Consider the following 19238-nt stretch of genomic DNA (forward strand, 5'->3'; position numbering starts at 1 on the left):
CAAATGAGACGACTTCCCAGGAGAGAGGGAGAGGCTCCCTGCCCGTGACCTACTGCCTGATCAACCCTTGCTGGTGAGGAGGCCCACGCATTGCGGGACCGCCGCCCGCAGTTCCCTCACCAAGGCGCGCACGACGGCGGATCCGGCCAGTTCGGAGGTGGTGACATAGCCGACCTGGCGTGTCGGTCGATCGAGGCCGAGATCGGTGATCGCGACCGAGTTCGCCGCTCCGACCAAGGAGAGCGCCGGCATGATCGCCATTCCATGACCGCCGCTCACCAAGGAGAGCACCGCTCCGTCGTCCTCGGCCTCGACGGTCGCCTTCGGGATCCAGTCCTGTGCCGCCCACCAGTCGCGGGTGTACGTGCCGCAGTTTTCCGCCCAGTCGACCAGCGGCAGCGAGCGCGGGGCGGCGTGACCCGGCGGGTGCACCAGGGCATACGGCTCTTCAAGGAGCCGGGTCGCGACCAGACCTGGTGGAGGCGGCACGGAGCCGCCGAGTGTGGCGATGGCGATGTCGGCCTTCCCGTCGGCCACTTCGCCCGCGGTGCCGCGCCCCACCTCGCGTACGATCCGCACCCGCGGCTCGATCCCGGGATGCCTGGCGCGTAGCCGCTGGAGGACGGGCGGCAGCAGGTGGAGAGCCGCGCTGCGGAAGGCCGCGATCCGCAGCGGCCCCTCCGTCGCGTCGAACCGGGCCGCACCGCGCGCCTCGGCGTTCAGGACGTCCAGCAGGCGCAGGATGCGGCGGGCGTACGCCACGGCCTTGTCTCCGGCGGGGGTGGGACGGGCGCCGGTGCGGCCGCGGTCGAAGAGCACGGCACCGATCTTGCGCTCGCTGCCGCGCACCGAGTGGGAGACCGCGGACTGCGTCAGACCGAGCGTCCCGGCCGCGGCCGAGAACCCGCCGGTGTCCGCGACCGCAACCAGGACGCGCAGTTCGTGCGGGGCGAGATCGGCGTCGGTACTGCGGGCCACGGGGCGCTCACCTCGAGATATGAGAACTGCTCATGGAACGGTCGGTCGCATGAGCCCAACCGGCTGCCCAGGTGGCGCATTCCCGCCTTACGGTCCGGTTCATGAACACGACCGCGCTCACCGTGCACCAGATCGCCCGTCCCCACGGCTTTCCCACCGCCGAGCACTTCTCCTTCGCCGAGTCCCCGCTTCCCGAGCCCGCAGTCGGCAGCGCGCTCGTGGAAAACCTCTACTGGTCCGTCGACCCGTATCACCGCGAGCTGATGGACGACGTGCCCGGCGGCTTCGCGCTCGACGCACCGCTGGAAGGCCGCGCCATCGGGCGGGTCATCGCCTCGCGCACGCCCCATCTGGTCGAGGGCGAGATCGTGTTCCACCGGCAGGGCTGGCGCACCCATGCGGTGGTCGCGCCCGAGGAGGTCCGACGGCTGCCCCGCTTCGAGAGGGTGCCCCTGACCGCGTACTTGAGCACCCTCGGCGGCACCGGCCTGACCGCCTATGTGGGCCTCACCCGGATCGCCCGGCTCCAGGAGGGTGAGGATCTGTTCGTGTCGGCAGCGGCGGGCGGGGTCGGCACGGCGACCGGGCGGTTCGCCCGGCTGCTCGGCGCCGGACGGCTCGTGGGCAGCGCGGGCTCGGCAGCGAAGGCGGACCACCTCACGCGGGAGGTGGGCTATGACGCCGTCTTCAACTACCACGACGGGCCCGCCGCCGACTTGCTCGGCAAGGCCGCGCCAGGCGGCATCGACGTGTTCGTCGACAACGTCGGCGGCGAGCAGCTGGCCGCGGCAGTGGGAGCGCTGCGCGAGTTCGGGCGCATCGTCCGTGTCGGCACGATCAGCCAGTACAACACCCCCGGCGTGTCGCAACCGCGCTTCGACTACGCGGACATCGTGGAGAAGAGCATCCGCATGGAGGGCTTCCTGGTCAGCAACTACCGCGAGGTGCAGGAGGAACTGTACGAGTTCGCGGTGCCGCATCTGCAGAGCGGACGGCTCGCTCTGGACGAGACGGTGGTCGACGGTTTCGAGCACATCGTGGACGCGTTCCTGGGAATGCTGCGCGGCGAGAACACCGGCAAGATCATCGTGCGGGACCGCACGGAAGCCCCGCCCGTGAGCTGACACCCGACCCGGCATCGCGGAGCGGCCGTCTCCCGGACCCTCGACCAGCCCATGACCAGCGACCGTGGCCGGGCCGGCGCCGATCGCCTCGGAGCCATGACCCGGCGGCGGGCCTCGCCGCCGCACTGACGTAGCGGACGTGGCGGCGGCCGGGCCGACGCCCCCTTCCTCGTGGGCGGGGCGTGTGGGCCAGATCACCTGCCGGGACTGTCACGCCGCCCTGGGGCTGTCCCGTCCAAAAGTCGGCACGCTTCCCAGCAGGAGGATCACCATGATTTCCCTCGACGACACATCGCAGACCGAGGCCGCCGAACCGGTGCGCAAGCGCCGGCGGCGCAGGCTCCGCTGGTTCCGCTGGATGGCGGCCGCGACGACACTGCTGGTGACCGCGATGCTGGTCGGCGCGTACGTCTGGCAGCCGGGCGAGGACGGCCGGGCCTTCCGCTCGCCCTACCTCGCCCAGGTCGGCTCCCGCTACGCCGACACCCCGGTCGCCCGCTTCCACTACGTCAAGGCCGGAACGGGCTCACCGGTGATCCTCCTCTCGCCCGGCGGCACCTCGGTCATCGGCTGGAAGGACCAGCTCGACGCCCTGGCTCGCGACCACACCGTGTACGTCGTCGACCTCCCCGGCCAGGGCTACACCCAGGTCAAGGACTCCGGCTTCGAGTACGACTTGGACGCCATGGTCTCCGCCATTGGCACGTTCATGGACACTGTGGGCGTCCGGCAGGCCGCCATGGCGGGCAACTCCTGGAGCGGCGGCTGGGCGCTCGCGTTCGCCCAGCGCCACCCCGGCCGCGTCACCAAACTGGCGCTGCTGGACGCCACCGGCTTGGACCTGCCGGGCACCTGGATGTGGGAAGCCCTGAAGATCCCCGTCGTCGGCGAGCTGGCCGTCAAGCTGTCCACCGGCAAGTCCACCGTCCGCCGCCTGGCCGAGGGCATGATGGTCAACAAGTCACGCGTCACCGACCAGCTGCTGGACGAGTGGTGGGCACCGATGACCTTCCACGACAACATCCGCGCCACCTACCTGCTGGAACGCCGCCTCGACTGGGCACAGACCGAACGCGCCCTCCCCACCACCACGACCCCGACCCTGGTGATGTGGGGCAGGCAGGACACCGTCCAGCCCGTCGACCGCGCCCACCGCTTCGCCGAACTGCTCCCCAACGAGCAACTTCAGATCCTGGACGGCTGCGGCCACGCCCCCCAACTGGACTGCCCCGATCCGGTCAGCCGCCACCTCCAGACCTTCTTCGCGGACTCGTGATCACAGTGGCATCTTCGATGGGCCGGGGGCGTTGCGGTGGGTCATCCCCAGCGCCGGTGGCGGGAACGGCCGGCGGACGGTGTTGCTGCTCCGGAAGCCGGCCGAGGGCCCAGGTGAGCGCGGCGCCGGAGGCCGGCGCGCCACTTGCCGGCAGCCCGCCGGCGAGGGCTGTCGTCGCCGCATCAGCCGGGCCAGGGTGACGGCGACGGCCACCAGGAGCACGGAGGCGACGACCAGCAGGAAAGCGCCCAGAACGATCGCTGTGCCGTGGTCGCGTACAACAGGACGAAGGGCCAGCCTGGGAGGAAACCCTCCTGAGCCGGCCCTTCTTCCTGTGCCCCCGGCAGGATTCGAACCTGCGACACCCGCTTTAGGAGAGCGGTGCTCTATCCCCTGAGCTACGGAGGCGGGGCTTGCGTGGAGCGTGGCCGAACACTCTGGGTGAGCATTCCGCCTCGCTGCGGCAAGGGTGTGACCGCCACTGAGGGACGGCCCCTGACAGCGTAGCGGATCAGGCAGGGGCGGTGGGGTCGGGGACCGGGGGGTCAGGGGGGTGCGTCATGGCTGGGAGGTCCAGGCGGCCACCAGGGCGAGGAGGCCGGGGAAGCGGGCGTTCAGGTCGTCGATGCGGACGTGGCTGCGGCGTTCGAGGCCGTACTGGCGCTGGCGCGTGATCCCCGCCTCGCGCAGTGCCTTGAAGTGGTGCGTGAGCGACGACTTGGGGCGGTCGAGGCCGAACCAGCCGCAGGGGTGGTCGAAGTCCTCGGACTCCAGGAGGAGTTTGCGGACGATGGTCAGTCGCAGGGGGTCGCTCAGCGCGCCGAGGACGGTCTCCAGACGCAGGTCGTCGACCGCCGGCTCCGGCAGGGGTTCGGGCAGGTCGGACGGCTCGGGGAAGACCTTGATGGCGGGCGCGGGGGCCGTCGTCGCGGGCATAGGCCACTCCTCATAACGCGATTCCTATGTACGAGTTCGATCGTACTGCATGCTAAGTTCGATTGAACTCGTACTGCTGGGGAGTGGCAGGCAAGATCGGGAGGAACAGTCATGTCCGAGACCCGGACCGCGTCCGTGCAGGCCGTCGAGGGGAGGGGGCGCACAGGCGCCGCGGAGGCCGGTGGGCGGGCCGTCGCGCCGTTGTGGTGGGTGTGGCTGGCGGCGTGGCCGGTCACCGCCGTCTTCGTGCTGTCGAACGCGGCGACGCCGCTGTACGTGCTGTGGCAGCGCGACATGGGCTTCTCCAAGGGCACCCTGACCGTCGTGTTCGCCTTCTACATCGTCGGGCTCATCGGCTCACTGCTGGTCTCCGGCGTGGTCTCCGACCGGCTCGGCCGCAAGCCCGTACTGCTGCCGGCCCTGGCGCTCGCCCTCGCCGCCTGCCTGATCTTCGCGACCGCCGCCGGCGTGGTCGCGCTCATCGTGGCGCGGCTGTTCACCGGGATCGCGGTCGGCGCCGTCGTCTCGGCCGGCATGGCCGCCGTGACCGATGTCGCCGGACCCGAGCGCAAGCGGATCGCCGCCCTGCTGGCCTCCTGCGCCATGGTCTTCGGCGCCGGACTCGGCCCGCTGCTCGCCGGTGTGCTCTCCGAGGTGGCGCCCGCGCCGACCGTCACCGTCTTCGTCGTCGAAGCCGTCCTGCTGGTCACCGCGGTCCTCTGCGTGCTGCGCATGCCGGTACGCCGTCCCGAGGTGCGCGCCAAGGGCGCCTGGGTGCGGGTGCCCGGGGTCCCGCGCGGTCACGGCCGTCAGCTCGCCCTCGGCATCGCGGTGTTCGCGCCCGGCATCACCGCCACGTCGTTCGTGCTCTCCCTGGGCCCCTCGCTGCTGTCCGGACTGCTCGGCACCACCAACCGGATCGTCGCCGGAGCCATGGCGTTCGTGATGTTCCTCGCCGCCACCGGGGTGCAGTTCGCCGTCCAGCGGCTGCGCCGCCGCACCATCCTCACGGCCGGTGCGGTGAGCACCACGCTGAGCATGATCACGCTGATCATCGCCGTGCACACCTCGGCGGTCGCGGTCCTCATCGTCTCCGCGCTGCTGGCCGGCGCCGGCCAGGGCATGGGCCAGCTCGGCGGTCTGTCGCTGCTCAACTCCAGCATCCCGCCGCAGCGCCTCGCCGAGGCCAACGCCGCGCTCAACGTGGGCGGTTACATCCCGGCCGGCGCCCTGCCCGTCTCCGCCGGCTACCTCAGCGACGCCGTCGGCCTGACCAGCGGGGCCACGATCTTCGGCGCCGTCCTCATGGGCCTCGCCGTGATCGGCGGCCTGGTCGTCCTCGCCACCCGGCGCGAGGTGACGGACCCGGCCTGACGGATCCGGCCTGAAGGGCCGCGTACGACGGCACGCTTCGCGGGAGCGGTGCACCACCGGACGGCGGTGGTGCACCGCTCCCCGGCGTGTGCCGGGCGCCGACCGTCCTTCCCGCGCGCTCAGTCGGCGCGGATCGCGCGGAAGAGCAGCTCGCTCAGATCCTGCCAGCGCGTCACCACGTCGGCGCGCCCGCTGAGGACGTCGGAGACGTGCTGGGAGCCGAAGAACGCGGAGACCAGGGAGCGCGCGGCCTTGGCCGGGACGACGCCGGGACGCAGCTCGCCCGCCTCCTGGGCGGAGGTCAGCAGGGACTCCAGGAGGGCGATCCAGTCGACGTACGGAGTGGGGAGCTCGGCGTCGATCTGCGGGCGCTCCAACTGCAGCCGGGCGCCCGCCTGCACGACGACGTCCTCCTGGAACGCGGTGGCCGCGCGCTCCAGCATGCGCACGGCCGTATCCAGGGGACCGAGGCCCTCCCTGGTGATCTCATCGAGCATTTTCGGCCAATGAGCGTAGTGCTCTTCGACGATCGCCACCGCCAGCGCTTCCTTGGTCGGGTAGTGGAAGTACACGGCGCCCTTGGTCATCTCGACCCGGTCGGCCACGTCCTTGACCGACGTGTGGCGGAAGCCCCGCTCGGTGAAGAGCTCCGCGGCCCCCCTCAGGACCCGCTGGCGAGTCCTGGCCGAGCGCTCCTGTTTGGGCTCGGAACCCCTTCTGGCAGAAGTCTTCTGCGGGGTGAACGCGGTGGCCTGCGGCTCTGGCATGAGTGGGCGGTCCTCTGTCGTCGGTCGGCTGCTGTCGCGTGCGGTCGTGCCCGGTCCGTGTCCGGTCGCACGAGGTGGCGAAAAACGATCCCCCAATATACCTTCCCGAAGGTATATTTTCGCCGTCGCCACTTGCTGTGTCGGGACGATACCGGCGCGTGGCTGCCACGGCGACAAGGGGAGGAATCTGCGCGTGCACGCCATGCCTGAAGTTGGGATACGAGCCGGCCTGCCCGGGCCGGAGCGCCACTGGCCGAGAATGAACTTCGACCGGTGCGTTCCGCGTGAGTCCGTCCACAAGGCGGCCGAGGGGGAAGTGCTGCTGACGGACGCGCAGCGGCTCGGCGACGACCGCTTCGTCGTCGCGGCCTTATGGAACCGGGACCACTACCTCGCTCACCACGGCGGCCCCGCGTCCGACCCGGTCCTGCTGGCGGAGACCGCACGGCAGACCGCCATCCACGTGTCCCACCGCTTCCTCGGCGTCGCGTACGGGATGCCGTTCGTGCTGAGTGAGATCTCCGTCGACCTGTTCGAAGCCCTCCCGCCGGTCGGCGCGGAGCCGCTCGCCGTCGGGCTCGACGTCGTCTGCCGCGCTCCCGCCGAGGGCGCCCGGCGCCTGCGCCTGGAACTCGAGGCCGAGGTCCTGGTGCGGCACCGCTCCGTCGGGCGGGTGCGGGTGGCCTGGGAGCCGATGGAGCCCCGCCGCTATGCCCTGCTGCGGCGCCGCGGCGGGCAGGCGCCGGACGAGGCTCCGACGTACGACCAGCCGCCGTACGTCGCGCTGCCGCCGGCCCGCGTCGGGCAGCTCGCCGAACGCGACGTCCTCATCGCCGCCGACCCGCAGCGGGCGGGCCGCTGGTGGCTGCGGCTCGACCAGGACCACCCCGTGCTCTTCGACCACGAGTCCGACCACGTGCCGGGCATGATGCTCGTGGAGGCGTTCCGGCAGGCCGGCCGGGTCGCCGCGGCGGACAACCGGCCCGGCGCGAGCGGCGTGACGCGGCTCGCCGTGACGTTCAGCGCGTTCGGGGAACTGGGCGTGCCGGTGTCGCTCACCGCGGAACCGGCCGAGCGGGCCGCCGATCCGGCCGCCACCGTCTTCACGCTCCGCGCCCGCCAGGGCGACCGCGAACTCGCTCACGCCACGGTTCGCCACGGCAGAGCGGATTCCGTATGGGCCCGGCTGGGGGAGGCGTGCTGACCACCCGGGTACGGAACGACGCACGGAACGACGCACAGCAGGACCTACGGCAGGACGCGCGCAGCCTGCTCGAGGTCGCGGCGCGGGACGCGCGAGGTGCCGACGAGCGGCGCAGGCTCGACCCGGAGGTTGCCGCCGCCGTCGTCGAGGCCGGGTTCCCGCGCCACTTCGTACCGGCGAAGTGGGGCGGCACGGCAGGGAGTTTCGCCCAGCTGCTCGCCGATGCCTCGGCGGTCGCGGAGGCCTGCGCCGCCACCGGATGGTGCGCCGCCCTGTACGCGGCGCACGGCCGGCTCGCCGCCTACCTGCCCGAACAGGGCCAGTACGACCTCTGGGCACACGGCGCCGACGTGCGCATCGCCGCCTCGATCGTGCCGCCGCAGGGCCGTGCCACGGCGGTGGCCGGCGGCTGGCGGCTCGACGGGGAATGGCGTACCGCCAGCGGCGTCGACCACGCCGAGTGGGTGCTGCTGGCCTCCTGGACACCGGGTCCGGACGGTGCGCGGGAGCACCGGATCTTCGCGGTGCCGCGGGCTGACCTCTCCGTCCGGGACACCTGGAACTCCGTCGGTCTGCGTGGCACTGGCAGCAACAGCGTCGTGGGCGACGGGGTCGGCGTGCCCGCCCACCGCTCGTTCACGCTGGACGCGTTGCTGCGCCCGCTGCCCGATGCGGCCCGCTGCCACCGCGTCCCCTATCCGATGGTCGCCGCACTGATCTTCGCGGCCCCGGTCCTCGGGGCGGCCCGGGCGGCGCTGCGGGCCTGGACGGCCGAGTGCGTACAGGAGGCGTCGCGTGCGCCCGGCCAGAACCTGCTGCTGGCCGGGGCGTCCGCGCGGATCCACGCGGCGCGGCTGCTCCTGGAGGCCGCCGCCGACCGCGCGGACCGAGGGGAGATCACGCAGCTCGCGGTGGCCGAGAGCCGCCGGGACGCGGCGACCGCCGCCGCGCTGTGCCGTCAGGCGGTCGACGAGCTGTTCCACGCGTCGGGCATGCGCGGGCAGTCCGCGGGGAGCCGGACGCAGCGGGCGTGGCGGGATGTCACGACGGCGACGGCGCACGGGGCGTTGGGCCTCGACGGGGCGGCCGACGCGTACGCGGACGCGGTCCTGGCGAGCGGGGGTGCCCGATGACTGCGGTGGCCGGGAGCGGGCGTCCCTCGCTCGCCTTCTTCGACGTCGACGAGACCGTGATCGCCGAGAAGAGCATGATCGCGTTCTGGGAGTACTGGGTGGCCTCCCGGCCGGCCCCGGCCCCGGTCACCGCCGACGCGCCGGAGCCCCCGGCCGACGCGCCCCCGGCCGATGCCGCGCCGACCCGCGACCGCGAGGCGCTGAACCGCGCGTACTACCGGCGCTACGCGGGTGTGCCGCCGGCCGTCCTGGAGGCGTCCGGTCGGCTCTGGTACGACGGCTACCGCCGCGGCGGCGCGGCCTTCGTGCTGCCCGCCGTCGACGCCGTCGCCGCGCACCGGGCCGCGGGCCGCGAGGTCGTCCTGGTCTCGGGCTCGATGCGCCCGCTCCTGGACCCGCTGGCCGAGGAGCTCGGGGTGTCCCAGGTCGTCTGCACCGAGCTGGTGGTGGGGGCCGACGGGATGCTGACCGGGGAGGTGCGCCGCCCGATGATCGGCGAGGCCAAGGCCGAGGCCGCGGTCCGCATCATGCGGGAGCGGGGTGCGGATCCGGCCGACTGCTTCGCGTACGGCGACCACGAGAGCGATCTCGCCCTGCTCCGCGCGGTGGGGAAGCCGGTCGTGGTGGGGGATTCACCCCCGCTGAACGAGGAGGCGGAGCGCTTCGGCTGGGCGGTGGTCCCCGCCCGCCGTGGCCCGCTGAGGGCGGCGCGGGCGGTGTCGGCGGGCGATGTCCGGGCGACCGGAACGCTGCGAGAGCATTCCGCCTCGATGGTATGTATGTGCTCTCTTTGACCAGGGAGGGTGCAAACATGGCCAAACAGGAACGGGCGCGGCGTACGAGGGAGAAGGTGCTGACGGCCGCCGCCGAGGTGTTCGCCTCGGAGGGCTACAGCCGGGCCACCCTCGGCGCGGTGGCCGAGCGCATCGGCATGACGAAGGGCGCGCTCTACGGACACTTCCCCTCGAAGAAGTCGCTGGCCGGGGCCCTGATCGCCGAGTCCCGGCACGCCTGGACGAGCCTGCGGGCCGAGTGCGACACCTCCGGCGTGGACGCCGGGTGCGTCCTCGAAGGCGTCGTCACGGGGTTCTCCGGCCGGTTGCAGTCGGACGTACGGCTGCGGGCCACCGTGCGGCTGGCGGCCGACTGCCCGGTCCTGGCGCGGGCGCTCTCCGACGTCCTCGTCGAGGTGCACGACGTCCTGATGGACCTGGTCCGCCGGGCGCAGCGGGACAGCGGCTTTCCCGCGTACTCGCCGCGGCTCGTCGCCCGCCTGCTGGTGATCGTGATGTACGGGCTGCTGCACGCGCCCGCCGGGAGCGCCGGGGACGAGGGCGGGCCCGGCGGGGAGCCGCTGTGGCGGCTGCTCTTCGCGGCGCTGTCGGGGGTGGAGGGGCAGGGTTACGCGCACGGGGGTGGCGAGGTTGACCAATCTGCCGAGGCTTTTTCAGGCGCTAAAAAAATACCTTCGGGAACGAATTTTCTGACATGCTGCACCTGGGCCCGGGCATGCCCGGGGTCGGGTGGGTGCGTCCCTGCGCGGGGCAGGGGCGGCGACACGTGGGAGGAAGCGGATGAGCGTGCTGGACGAGTGGACAGGTCGACGCACCCCGGGTCGGGCGGACCTCGACGCGCAGGGCCCCGATCCGACGGGTGAGGTCGTATTCCGGGCGATCACCGATGCGCGCGACGTCGACGATTTCGACATGCGACATCTCCGGTATTTTCTGGCCGTGGTGCGCGCGGGAACCGTATCGGCCGCAGCCCAGGAGCTCCGAATATCCCAGCCGAGCCTCAGTCAGCAAATTCGGCGCCTTGAACAGCGCGTCGGTGCCGCGCTGTTCATCCGGAGTTCCCGAGGTGTTGAACTGACGGCCGGCGGCCGCGCCTTTCTCAGAGAAATCCAGGGAATTCCGGGCCAGCTGCGCTCCGCCATCGCCGCGGCCGCTCCCGCACCGAGGGTCTGGCCTGTCGGGGTGTGCGGCGGAGTGCCGGCGGACGTCCTCATCGAGGTGCAGCACGCCCTGTCCGGCGGCCACGGACACGGCGGCCACGCGCACGGCGGCCACGCGCACGGCGGCCGCGCGCACGGCACCCGCCCGCACGGCGGTCGCGAGGCCGGCGCGAAGCTGCGCATGCGATCGGTGGGCGCGGCGGACCAGGGCGAACTGCTGCGGCACGGCGAGATCGCCTTCGGCATCGTGCGTCTGCCGTTCCCGATGACGCACGTGGTGCGCGCCGTGGTCCGGGACGAGCCGCTCGGCGTCGTCATGGCGCGAGAGCACGCGCTCGCCGCCGGCGCCGAGCTGACCTGGAGGGACCTCGCCCGGCAGCGACTCCTCTGGTACGAAGAGGGCTGCGCGCCGGGGTTCGCGGACACCGTGCCGGCGCATCTGGCCAGGCTCGGCTGGGACGTGGTGCTGCATCGCGTCGACCATGACCAGCACGCCCTCTTCCTGCACGCCCTGCAGACCACCGCCGACCTGGTCGCCCTGCGTCCGCGCCGCGCGGTGGAGCGGGAGCCGCACCTGGTCTGGCGGCCACTGCCCACCACCCGGCCGCCGCGCGAACGCCTCGCCGTCACCGCACTCGGCGGCAGCCGCACCGCCCGCGTCCTGCAAGAGGTCTCGGCGGAGCGCGGCTGGGCGTTCCTCACCGAGTAACCCCCGCCTCTCCCCCCGGCGGACCCGCCTGTGATCCGAGCAATACCGGCTCGGCTCACAGGCCTTTCTTGTTTCCGCCGCCAGGCGGTATAGGTGCCTGGTTATGGCTGTCACGCGGTTTGCGTCTTGGACGGGCCGCAGGCGCCGAAGCTAATCTCGTGAACGTCAAATCGACGCGGTCCCGCCTTTCTTCCTCGTGGAATTCGAGCGGGAATTCTCCGGCATTTTTTATCGCCGGCTGACCGGACCAAGGGAGCATCGTGATCTCGACCAAGCTGACGGAACTGCTCGGAATCGACCACCCGGTCGTCTGCGCCCCGATGGGTTCCGTGTCCGGCGGGCGGCTCGCCGGCGCCGTGACCCGCGCGGGCGGCCTCGGCCTCGTCGGCGTCAGCTACGGCGACGCGGCGTTCATCGACGAGCACGTGGCCCAGGCCGCCGAGACCGGCGGCGTGTGGGGCGTCGGCTGCGTCATGTTCACCTTCGACGAGCGGCCCGGTCTGTGGGACAAGGTGCTCGGGTACGCCCCGCCGGTCATCGCCCTCTCCTTCGGCGACGCGGCGCAGGTCCGCAAGTACGTCGCGTCCGCGGCCGACGCCGGGGCCCACGTCGTCGTCCAGGTCCACGACCCCGAGCAGGCCGCCGTCGCCGTGCAGGCCGGGGCGTCCGTGCTCGTGGCCCAGGGCGCCGAGGCCGGCGGCCACCACGCGTCGCTGGCCACGCTGCCGCTCATCCCCGCCGTGCTCGACGTCACGCAGGGCCGGGTGCCGGTGGTTGCGGCCGGCGGGTTCGCGGACGGCCGCGGCCTCGCCGCGGCCCTCGCGCTCGGCGCCGACGGCGTGATGATGGGCACGCGGTTCGCCGCGACCGAGGAGTCGATGGCCACCGCCGGATTCAAGTCCCACCTGGTGTCCGCGCACACCGCGGACACCGTCGACACCCGCTCGTTCGACGTCGTGCGCGGCATTCCCTGGGACGAGAAGTACCAGGCCCGCGCCGTGAGCAACGACTTCACCCGCACCTGGACCGGGCGGGACGCCGAACTCGCCGCGCGGCGGGCCACCGTCGAGCCCGAGTGGACCGCCGCCGTCGCCCGCGACGACACCAGCCAGCGCGCCATGTTCGCCGGTGAGGTGCTCGACCTCATCCAGGACATCCAGCCGGCCGCCCGGGTCGTCCACGGCGTCGTGGCCGACGCGGAGGAGATCCTCACCGGTCTGGCCCGGAAGACCTCAACCTCCCCCGCCACCTCCGCCGCCTGATCGGGCCGGCTTCCTTCCGTCCCCCTTCCGCCCCCACCCACGCAGAGGACCCGATGATCCACGTACTGACGCTCACGTACCTGACCCCCCGCGAAACCGTCGTCGCGCACATGGCCGAGCACAAGGCATGGCTGCGCGAGCACGGAGACCGGGGCCGCATCCTGCTCAGCGGGCCGCGTCCCGAGGGCGGTGCCGTCATCGTCACGGCCGACCTCGACGAGACCCAGGTGCGCGAGCTCATCGAGAGCGACCCCTGGCACAAGCTCGGCATCGCCGCGTACGAGCGGATCTCCTTCGAGGGCCGCAACGCGAGCCCGGGCGTGGTCACCGCCCCGGAGCCGGACGAGGGCGTGCTGCTCATCAACGTGGCCACCACCGACGACGCGGCCGCCAGCGTGGCCGCGCTCGCCTCCGCCGTCGAGCACGTCGCCGCCACCGCCGACGGCTTCCGCGGCTCCCGCCTGCTGACGAGCGTCGACGGTGACGCCATCGTCAACTTCGCCGCGTGGACGGACCAGAAGCGGTTCGACGCGATCTTCGAGGACCCCGAGTTCACCCGCCGCTACCAGGCGTTCGCCGAGACCACGACCGGCGCCAAGTACCGGCTCTACCGCACGAGCCGGGTCATCACGCCGAACCGCTGAGCCCGTAAGGCCGTAAGCCCGTATCCACCGCACCTTCTCCGAGGAGAGACCATGTCAGGCTCGAACACCCGGGCACAGTACGACCTCATCGTCATCGGGTTCGGCGCCGCCGGCCTGTCGGCCGCCCTGTCCTTCGCCGAGGCCACCGAGGGCCGCGAGACCCCCGCCAGGATCGCCGTCCTGGAGCGGGCCACGAAGGAGGAGCGCGGCGGTGCCACCCGCTGGACCGGCGCGTTCCTGCGGATCACCCAGGACAAGCGGCTGGACACCGACTGGGCCGAGCACGTCGTCCGGGTCTCCGGCGGCCTCGCCGACCTGGAGTACTGCCGCACCGTCGAGCGCGAGACCCCGCAGACCCTGAGCTTCGTCGAGAAGCACGGCGTCGAGATCGCCTTCGAGGACTTCCCGCTGCCGCACACCTTCGACGGCGGCACCCCCTCCATGACGCCGCCGGCCAGCCCCCGCGGTGGCGGCGCCTCGATCGTCGAGCACCTCGGCGCCGCGCTGGAGAACGACCCGCGCGTCGACATCCGCTACGAGACGGAGGCGCTGCGCCTGACCACCTCCGACGACGGCTCCGTCGACGGCGTCGTGGTCCGCACCTCCGACGGCCGCACCCAGCGGCTCGCCGGCCGCGCCGTCGTCCTGGCCTGCGGCGGCTTCCAGGGCAACACCGAGATGCTCACCCGCTACGTCGGCGACCGGGCCTGCGACCTGCCGCTGATCGCCCCCGGCATCACCAACAACCGCGGTGACGCGCTGCGCATGGCGCTGGAGCTGGGCGCCGACACCGCGGGCCAGTTCGACGGCATCCACGCCGAGCCCGTCGACCGCCGGACCGAGAAGGCCGACGCGGTCCTGTACGGCTTCAGCACCGGCATCTTCGTCAACGGAAAGCTGGAGCGCTTCTTCGACGAGGGCCGCGACACCTGGGACAACACCTTCGAGCACGTCGGCTACGAGATCTGGAAGAACCAGGAGCAGGAGGCGTACTGGATCGCCGACGCCAAGACGCTCGCCATCCCCGGCATCATGAACTCGCTGCTCAGCGACGTGCCGCCGGAGCAGGCCGACACCCTGGAGGAGCTGGCCGGCAAGCTCGGCATCGACGCCGAGGGGCTGGAGAAGACCGTCGCCGAGTTCAACGCGGCCGTCGGCCCCGGTGAGTTCGACCCGACGCGCCTCGACGGCAAGGCGACCGTGGGCATCGAGCCGAAGAAGTCCAACTGGGCCACACCGCTGGACACCGCGCCGTTCATCGGCGTCCCGGTCACCGCCGCCATCTGCTTCACCTACGGCGGTGTCCGCACCGACCTCGACGGCCGTGTCGTCACCCCCTCCGGCGCCGCCATCCCCGGCCTGTACGCGGCGGGCGAGGCCACCGGCCTCTACTACCACGCCTACCCGCCGGCCACGTCCGTGCTGCGCTCGCTGATCTTCGGCCGGCTCGCCGCCCACCACGCCGCGGGCCGGCAGTCCGCCTGAATTCCGAGTCCCGAGTTCATCTGGAGGAACCATGAGCATCGTCAACATCGACGTCACCCTCCGTGACGGCGGGTACCGCAACGGCTTCAACTTCCCTCTGGAGTACGCGCTCACGCACGCCAGGCTCAGTGTCGAGGCGGGCTTCGACTGGGTGGAGATCGCCTACCGCAAGGGTTCGCTCCTGCCGATGCCCGGCCTCGGGCTCACCGGTCGCGGCGACGACGAGTACATCGCCGCCGTGGCCCGGGAGATCGGGCCGGACAGAGTCGCGATGATCCTGCACCCGAAGAACATCACCGCGCACGACCTGCCCGCCATGTACGCCGCGGGCGCTCGCCTGGTCCGCATCATCCTGCCGTCCAAGGGCTACGAGCGCGGCCTGGAGTACATACGCCAGGCCAAGGAGACCGGATTCAGCGTCGGGGTCAACTTCGCCCGGATCAGCCAGTGGGCGGGCCGTGACATCGTCGAGGTGGCGACCGCCGCCACCGACGCCGGCGCCGAGTTCGTCTACCTGGCCGACTCCAACGGCAGCCTCTCGCCCGTGGACACCACCGACCTCACCACCCTGACCAAGTCGGTCACCGGTGGCCCGGTCGGCCTGCACGCGCACAACAACCTCGGGCTCGCCCTGGCCAACGCGATCAGCGCCGTCGCCGCCGGCGCGACCTGGATGGACTCCTCGATCCAGGGCATGGGCAAGGGCCCGGGCAACCTCATCGCCGAGCAGTGGCTGGCGCACCTGGACCGCACCGACGCCGAGGCCGCCGCCCGCCTCCACCTGGGCCCCGCCCTGGAGCTGGCGGAGCTGCTCCTCGCCACCATCCCGGAGGGCACCCCCTCCCTGCCGCTGCCGGACCTGGTCCTGGGCCGCTACGACCTGCCGGTCGAGCACCGCAAGGACCTGCTGGGCGGCAGCCACCGTGAGGGCATCGCCACCGCGCGCACCCTCGCCACCGTCCGGTGACCCACGCCGGACTCGCGGTGCCGACGGCGGTCTTCGGACCCGAGGCCGCCGTCGGCACGGCACACGCCCTCGTCCTCGCCCCCGTCACCCCGTGCTGGGACGGCGGAGCGTTCTTCGCCCCCGTCACCCGGGTCCTGGCCGACGCCGGCCTGCGGGTGACCGTGGCGGACACGCTCTCCCTGTGGGACGAGGAGGTCGACTCGCTGGACTCCTTCGTCGCCCGCTGGCGCGGACTCCTCACCCGGTACGGTCCCGTGGACCTGCTCTGCGGGAACGCGCTCGGCGGCGCGGTGGCCCAGGCGCTGCTCCCCGATGTGGCTCCCGGCACCGCCGCGTTGCTCGTCTCAGGACCCGCCCGCACGGACGCCGTCCTCGAAGCCCGGCTCCGGGAGATCGCCGACCTGGCCGCCGGCGGCCGCTCCGGTGACGCCCTGGCCCTCCTCAACCGGCGCGTCCAGCCGCACGGCCACCGCCCGGACACCGAGGACGACACCGAGGACGACGCCGACGACGCTTTGGCACCGCACGATCCGACCGCCGGGCGCCGGCTCGCCGCCGGCCTGCGCATGCTGTGCGGCGTCGACGTGACGGACGCGGTACGGGCGCACCCCGGCCCGCTGCTGCAGATCGTCGGCAGCCACTCGCAGCTCGTCACCAAGGCCCACACGGCCGCGGCACCGCACCACCGCGTCCACGTCATCGAGGGCGCCGGCATGCGCCCCCACTTCGAACGCACCGCAGAAGTGTCCGCCCTCGTCGGCGCCTTCCTGCGAGAGAAGGGACTCACATGAAGAGCGTCGCTGTCCTACCCGGCGACGGCATCGGACCGGAGGTCACGTCCGCGGCCCTCGACGTCGTGGAGAAGCTCGGTCTCCCCCTCGACCTGCGCTTCGGCGAGATCGGCTGGGAGTGCTGGCGCCGCGAAGGCGACCCGGTCCCGGAGCGCACCTGGAAGCTCCTGGAGGAGACCGACACCTGCCTGCTCGGCGCCATCACCAGCAAGCCGCTGCGCGAAGCCGAGGAGGAACTCCCCGCCGAGCTGCGGGGGACCGGCCGCACCTTCGTCTCCCCCGTCATCCAGCTGCGCCAGCGGCTGAGCCTGTACGCCAACGTCCGCCCGGTCGTCGACCTGGTCGACGGGCGCTTCGACTTCACGGTGATCCGCGAGAACACCGAGGGGCTGTACGCGGGCTTCGACGTGCGCGGCGTGGACGACGCGCTGTGGAAAGTGGTCCGCGACCACCCCAACGCCCAGGCGTCGGGACCGGACGGGACCAGCGTCACGCTGCGCCTGCAGACCGAGTTCGGCATGGACCGGCTGCTGCGCTACGGGTTCGCCTACGCCCGCTCCCGCGGCTACACCCGGCTCACCCTGGTCGACAAGCCCAACGTGCTGCGCAACAGCAGCGACCACCTGCGCGAACGCCTGGAACTGATCGCCGGCGCCCACCCCGACATCGAGACCGAGATCCTCAACGTCGACGCCGTCGCCCTGTGGATGGTGCGCAGGCCCGAGCGGTTCGGGGTGCTGGTCGCCGAGAACATGTTCGGCGACATCCTGTCCGACCTCGGCGCCGGCGTCATGGGCGGTCTCGGCCTCGCGCCCAGCGGCAACATCGGCGACCACGGCAGCTACTTCGAGCCCGTGCACGGCAGCGCCCCCGGCATGGCCGGACAAGGCCGTGCCAACCCCATGGCGATGATGCTCGCCGTGGCCCAGATGCTCGACCACCTGGACCTCTCCGTGCCGGGCGACGAGCTCAGGGCGGCGGTGCGCACGGTCGCCGCGCGGCGCACGACCGTCACGTACGACATGGGCGGTACGAGCGGTACGCGGGAGGTCGCGCGGGCGGTGGCCGGTGAACTCGCCGCGCGCGGGGGAGAGCCGAGCGTTCGCGAGGACGTGGTGGACCGGCTCGCCCGCCTCGACACGGCGTCCGTCTCCGACGCGCTCGACAGCCTCGGCGTCGGCGGCGTCCTCGCGGGCATCGCACCGCGCGTTCCCGGAGCCCGTGCCGCGGGCCGCGCGTTCACCGTCACGTACCAGCCCGTAGACACCGCCGAGAAGGGCTTCCGGAACGCGGCCAACTACCTGGACGACGTACCCGAGGGCTCGTTCGTGGTGGTCGACAACGCGGGAAGCACCACCTGCACCAACTGGGGATCGCTGCTGACGAAGCTGGCGCAGCGGCGCGGGATCCGCGGGACCGCCCTGCACGGCTCGGCCCGCGACATCGTCGAGATCCGCGCCGCCGGGTACCCGCTGTTCAGTACCGGCGCCACCATGGTCAGCGGCAAGAACCGGGTGGAGCTCGCGGCGACCGGCCGGGACGTCCTCATCGGCGACGTCACCGTACGGCCCGGCGACATCGTCGTCGCCGACGACAACGGAGCCCTGGTGGTGCCCGCCGAGCACGCCGCCGAGGTCGCCGAGCGGGCGGAACGCGTGGAGCGGACCGAGGCCGCGATCGCGGAGGCGGTCGGGTCGGGCCTGCGGCTCGACGAGGCCCGCCGCAGGTTCGGCTACGCCCGGCCGTGGGGTGACGACGGCGCCCGGACCTCCCGTGCATGACCTGGAGGGGCGCGTGGTGGTGGACGTCCACTACCACGCGGGCCCCGACCTGTACCGCCGCCGTCTGACCTCCGCCGGTGCGGGCCGGGCGTACGCCGAGGTGGGCGGCTGGGTGGTGCTCAAGAGCCACCTCACCTCGACCGCCGCCCGCGCGTGGGAGGCCCGCCAGGAGGGGCTGCCGGTCTCCGGCACGCTCGTCCTCAACGAACTGGCGGGCGGCGTCCGGCCCCAAGCCGTGGAGCAGGCCGTGTACGCGCACGGCCCGGACAGCCCCGCCCGCCTCGTCGTGCACCTCCCGACCCTGGTCGGCCCCGCGCACACCTCGGCGCTGCGCCGCACGTCGTTCCACCCCCGGCTCGATCCCGACCGGTGGCGGACCGGTCCGGTCCTGGACGCCGGCGGGCGGCTGCGCCGGGACGTGCGCGAGGTGCTGCGGGCGGCCCGTGACCTGCCCGTCGTCGTGGCGACCGGGCACAGCGACCGGGAGGGGGCCCTGCGGATCGTGGACGAAGCCGTCCGTCTCGACGTACCGCGCCTGCTCCTCACCCACGCCACGCACCCCATGTCGGGCTTCACCCCCGGAGATCTGGCCGACCTCTCCCGCGTGCCGCAGCTGTACGTCGAACTGACCGCGCTGACGCTGCTGTTGGGGCACCGGGGCGTCGAGCACCTCGCCGAGGTCGTCCACGCCCACCCGCGGGTGGTGTTCAGCTCCGACCTCGGACAGCCCGACCAGCCGGACGTGAAGGAATGGCTGGACCTGAGCGAGCGGTGGTTCCGGGAAGCGGGCCTGACGCACCGCGAGATCAGCGCCGTCACGTCGGAGAACCCCATGAACCTGCTGATGCCGTGA

The 19238-nt window shown here is 72.5% G+C and carries 18 protein-coding genes and 1 tRNA gene; 15 read left to right on the forward strand and 4 right to left on the reverse strand.

Features of this window, described 5'->3' with window-relative positions:
* Nucleotides 1-60: 60 nt before the first annotated feature.
* Nucleotides 61-978 carry a LysR family transcriptional regulator gene (locus ACIRNI_RS07795; protein ID WP_403549280.1) on the reverse strand — a complete coding sequence of 306 codons (918 nt, stop codon included), beginning with the start codon at nucleotides 976-978 and terminating at the stop codon, nucleotides 61-63.
* A gap of 101 nt (nucleotides 979-1079) precedes the next feature.
* Here ACIRNI_RS07795 and ACIRNI_RS07800 point away from each other — a divergent pair, with 101 nt between their 5' ends.
* Both ACIRNI_RS07800 and ACIRNI_RS07805 read left to right on the forward strand, forming a co-directional pair.
* Nucleotides 1080-2102, forward strand: coding sequence for an NADP-dependent oxidoreductase (locus tag ACIRNI_RS07800; protein WP_403549282.1), 1023 nt, complete (start codon nucleotides 1080-1082; stop codon nucleotides 2100-2102).
* Nucleotides 2103-2373: 271 nt separating this feature from the next.
* The gene (locus tag ACIRNI_RS07805; protein WP_403549284.1) at nucleotides 2374-3378 is read left to right on the forward strand and encodes an alpha/beta fold hydrolase; all 1005 of its coding nucleotides are present in this window, start codon (nucleotides 2374-2376) and stop codon (nucleotides 3376-3378) included.
* A gap of 335 nt (nucleotides 3379-3713) precedes the next feature.
* Here the strand turns inward: ACIRNI_RS07805 and ACIRNI_RS07810 are convergent.
* Both ACIRNI_RS07810 and ACIRNI_RS07815 read right to left on the reverse strand, forming a co-directional pair.
* Nucleotides 3714-3786, reverse strand: a tRNA-Arg gene (locus ACIRNI_RS07810).
* Nucleotides 3787-3936: 150 nt separating this feature from the next.
* The gene (locus tag ACIRNI_RS07815; RefSeq protein ID WP_403549286.1) at nucleotides 3937-4314 is read right to left on the reverse strand and encodes an ArsR/SmtB family transcription factor; all 378 of its coding nucleotides are present in this window, start codon (nucleotides 4312-4314) and stop codon (nucleotides 3937-3939) included.
* Nucleotides 4315-4425: 111 nt separating this feature from the next.
* Between ACIRNI_RS07815 and ACIRNI_RS07820 the strand changes: the two genes are divergently transcribed.
* On the forward strand, nucleotides 4426-5688 hold the full coding sequence (locus ACIRNI_RS07820; protein WP_403549287.1) for an MFS transporter: 1263 nt from the start codon (nucleotides 4426-4428) through the stop codon (nucleotides 5686-5688).
* Nucleotides 5689-5807: 119 nt separating this feature from the next.
* On the opposite strand, the gene ACIRNI_RS07825 is transcribed toward ACIRNI_RS07820, so the two are convergent.
* Nucleotides 5808-6455, reverse strand: coding sequence for a ScbR family autoregulator-binding transcription factor (locus ACIRNI_RS07825; RefSeq protein WP_403549289.1), 648 nt, complete (start codon nucleotides 6453-6455; stop codon nucleotides 5808-5810).
* Between the two features lie 259 nt (nucleotides 6456-6714).
* Between ACIRNI_RS07825 and ACIRNI_RS07830 the strand changes: the two genes are divergently transcribed.
* The 12 genes from ACIRNI_RS07830 to ACIRNI_RS07885 all read left to right on the forward strand — a co-directional run bounded on the left by ACIRNI_RS07830 (nucleotide 6715) and on the right by ACIRNI_RS07885 (nucleotide 19238).
* Entirely contained in the window at nucleotides 6715-7659 is a 945-nt protein-coding gene (locus tag ACIRNI_RS07830) for a ScbA/BarX family gamma-butyrolactone biosynthesis protein (protein ID WP_403549290.1), read from the forward strand.
* Entirely contained in the window at nucleotides 7653-8792 is a 1140-nt protein-coding gene (locus ACIRNI_RS07835; RefSeq protein WP_403549292.1) for an acyl-CoA dehydrogenase family protein, read from the forward strand. Before ACIRNI_RS07830 ends, ACIRNI_RS07835 begins: the two co-directional genes overlap by 7 nt.
* On the forward strand, nucleotides 8789-9586 hold the full coding sequence (locus ACIRNI_RS07840; protein WP_403549294.1) for an HAD family hydrolase: 798 nt from the start codon (nucleotides 8789-8791) through the stop codon (nucleotides 9584-9586). The genes ACIRNI_RS07835 and ACIRNI_RS07840 overlap by 4 nt, the downstream gene beginning before the upstream one ends.
* 17 nt (nucleotides 9587-9603) lie before the next feature.
* On the forward strand, nucleotides 9604-10449 hold the full coding sequence (locus ACIRNI_RS07845) for a TetR family transcriptional regulator (RefSeq protein ID WP_403549296.1): 846 nt from the start codon (nucleotides 9604-9606) through the stop codon (nucleotides 10447-10449).
* The gene (locus ACIRNI_RS07850; RefSeq protein WP_403549298.1) at nucleotides 10367-11455 is read left to right on the forward strand and encodes a LysR family transcriptional regulator; all 1089 of its coding nucleotides are present in this window, start codon (nucleotides 10367-10369) and stop codon (nucleotides 11453-11455) included. Before ACIRNI_RS07845 ends, ACIRNI_RS07850 begins: the two co-directional genes overlap by 83 nt.
* A 260-nt stretch (nucleotides 11456-11715) precedes the next feature.
* Nucleotides 11716-12717: an NAD(P)H-dependent flavin oxidoreductase gene (locus tag ACIRNI_RS07855; RefSeq protein ID WP_403549300.1), complete on the forward strand. Its 1002-nt coding sequence runs from the start codon at nucleotides 11716-11718 to the stop codon at nucleotides 12715-12717.
* A 53-nt stretch (nucleotides 12718-12770) separates the two neighbouring features.
* Entirely contained in the window at nucleotides 12771-13361 is a 591-nt protein-coding gene (locus ACIRNI_RS07860; RefSeq protein ID WP_403549302.1) for a YciI family protein, read from the forward strand.
* A 51-nt stretch (nucleotides 13362-13412) separates the two neighbouring features.
* The gene (locus ACIRNI_RS07865; protein ID WP_403549304.1) at nucleotides 13413-14846 is read left to right on the forward strand and encodes an FAD-binding protein; all 1434 of its coding nucleotides are present in this window, start codon (nucleotides 13413-13415) and stop codon (nucleotides 14844-14846) included.
* A 31-nt stretch (nucleotides 14847-14877) separates the two neighbouring features.
* Complete coding sequence (locus ACIRNI_RS07870) at nucleotides 14878-15813, forward strand: hypothetical protein (protein WP_355354230.1); 936 nt, start codon at nucleotides 14878-14880, stop codon at nucleotides 15811-15813.
* On the forward strand, nucleotides 15810-16604 hold the full coding sequence (locus tag ACIRNI_RS07875) for an alpha/beta fold hydrolase (RefSeq protein ID WP_403549305.1): 795 nt from the start codon (nucleotides 15810-15812) through the stop codon (nucleotides 16602-16604). Before ACIRNI_RS07870 ends, ACIRNI_RS07875 begins: the two co-directional genes overlap by 4 nt.
* A complete protein-coding gene (locus ACIRNI_RS07880; RefSeq protein WP_403549307.1) occupies nucleotides 16601-18385 on the forward strand; it encodes an isocitrate/isopropylmalate family dehydrogenase in 1785 nt (594 codons plus the stop codon). The genes ACIRNI_RS07875 and ACIRNI_RS07880 overlap by 4 nt, the downstream gene beginning before the upstream one ends.
* The gene (locus ACIRNI_RS07885; protein ID WP_403549309.1) at nucleotides 18378-19238 is read left to right on the forward strand and encodes a DUF6282 family protein; all 861 of its coding nucleotides are present in this window, start codon (nucleotides 18378-18380) and stop codon (nucleotides 19236-19238) included. The genes ACIRNI_RS07880 and ACIRNI_RS07885 overlap by 8 nt, the downstream gene beginning before the upstream one ends.

Source organism: Streptomyces sp. NPDC093546 (assembly GCF_044765045.1).
GTDB lineage: Bacteria > Actinomycetota > Actinomycetes > Streptomycetales > Streptomycetaceae > Streptomyces.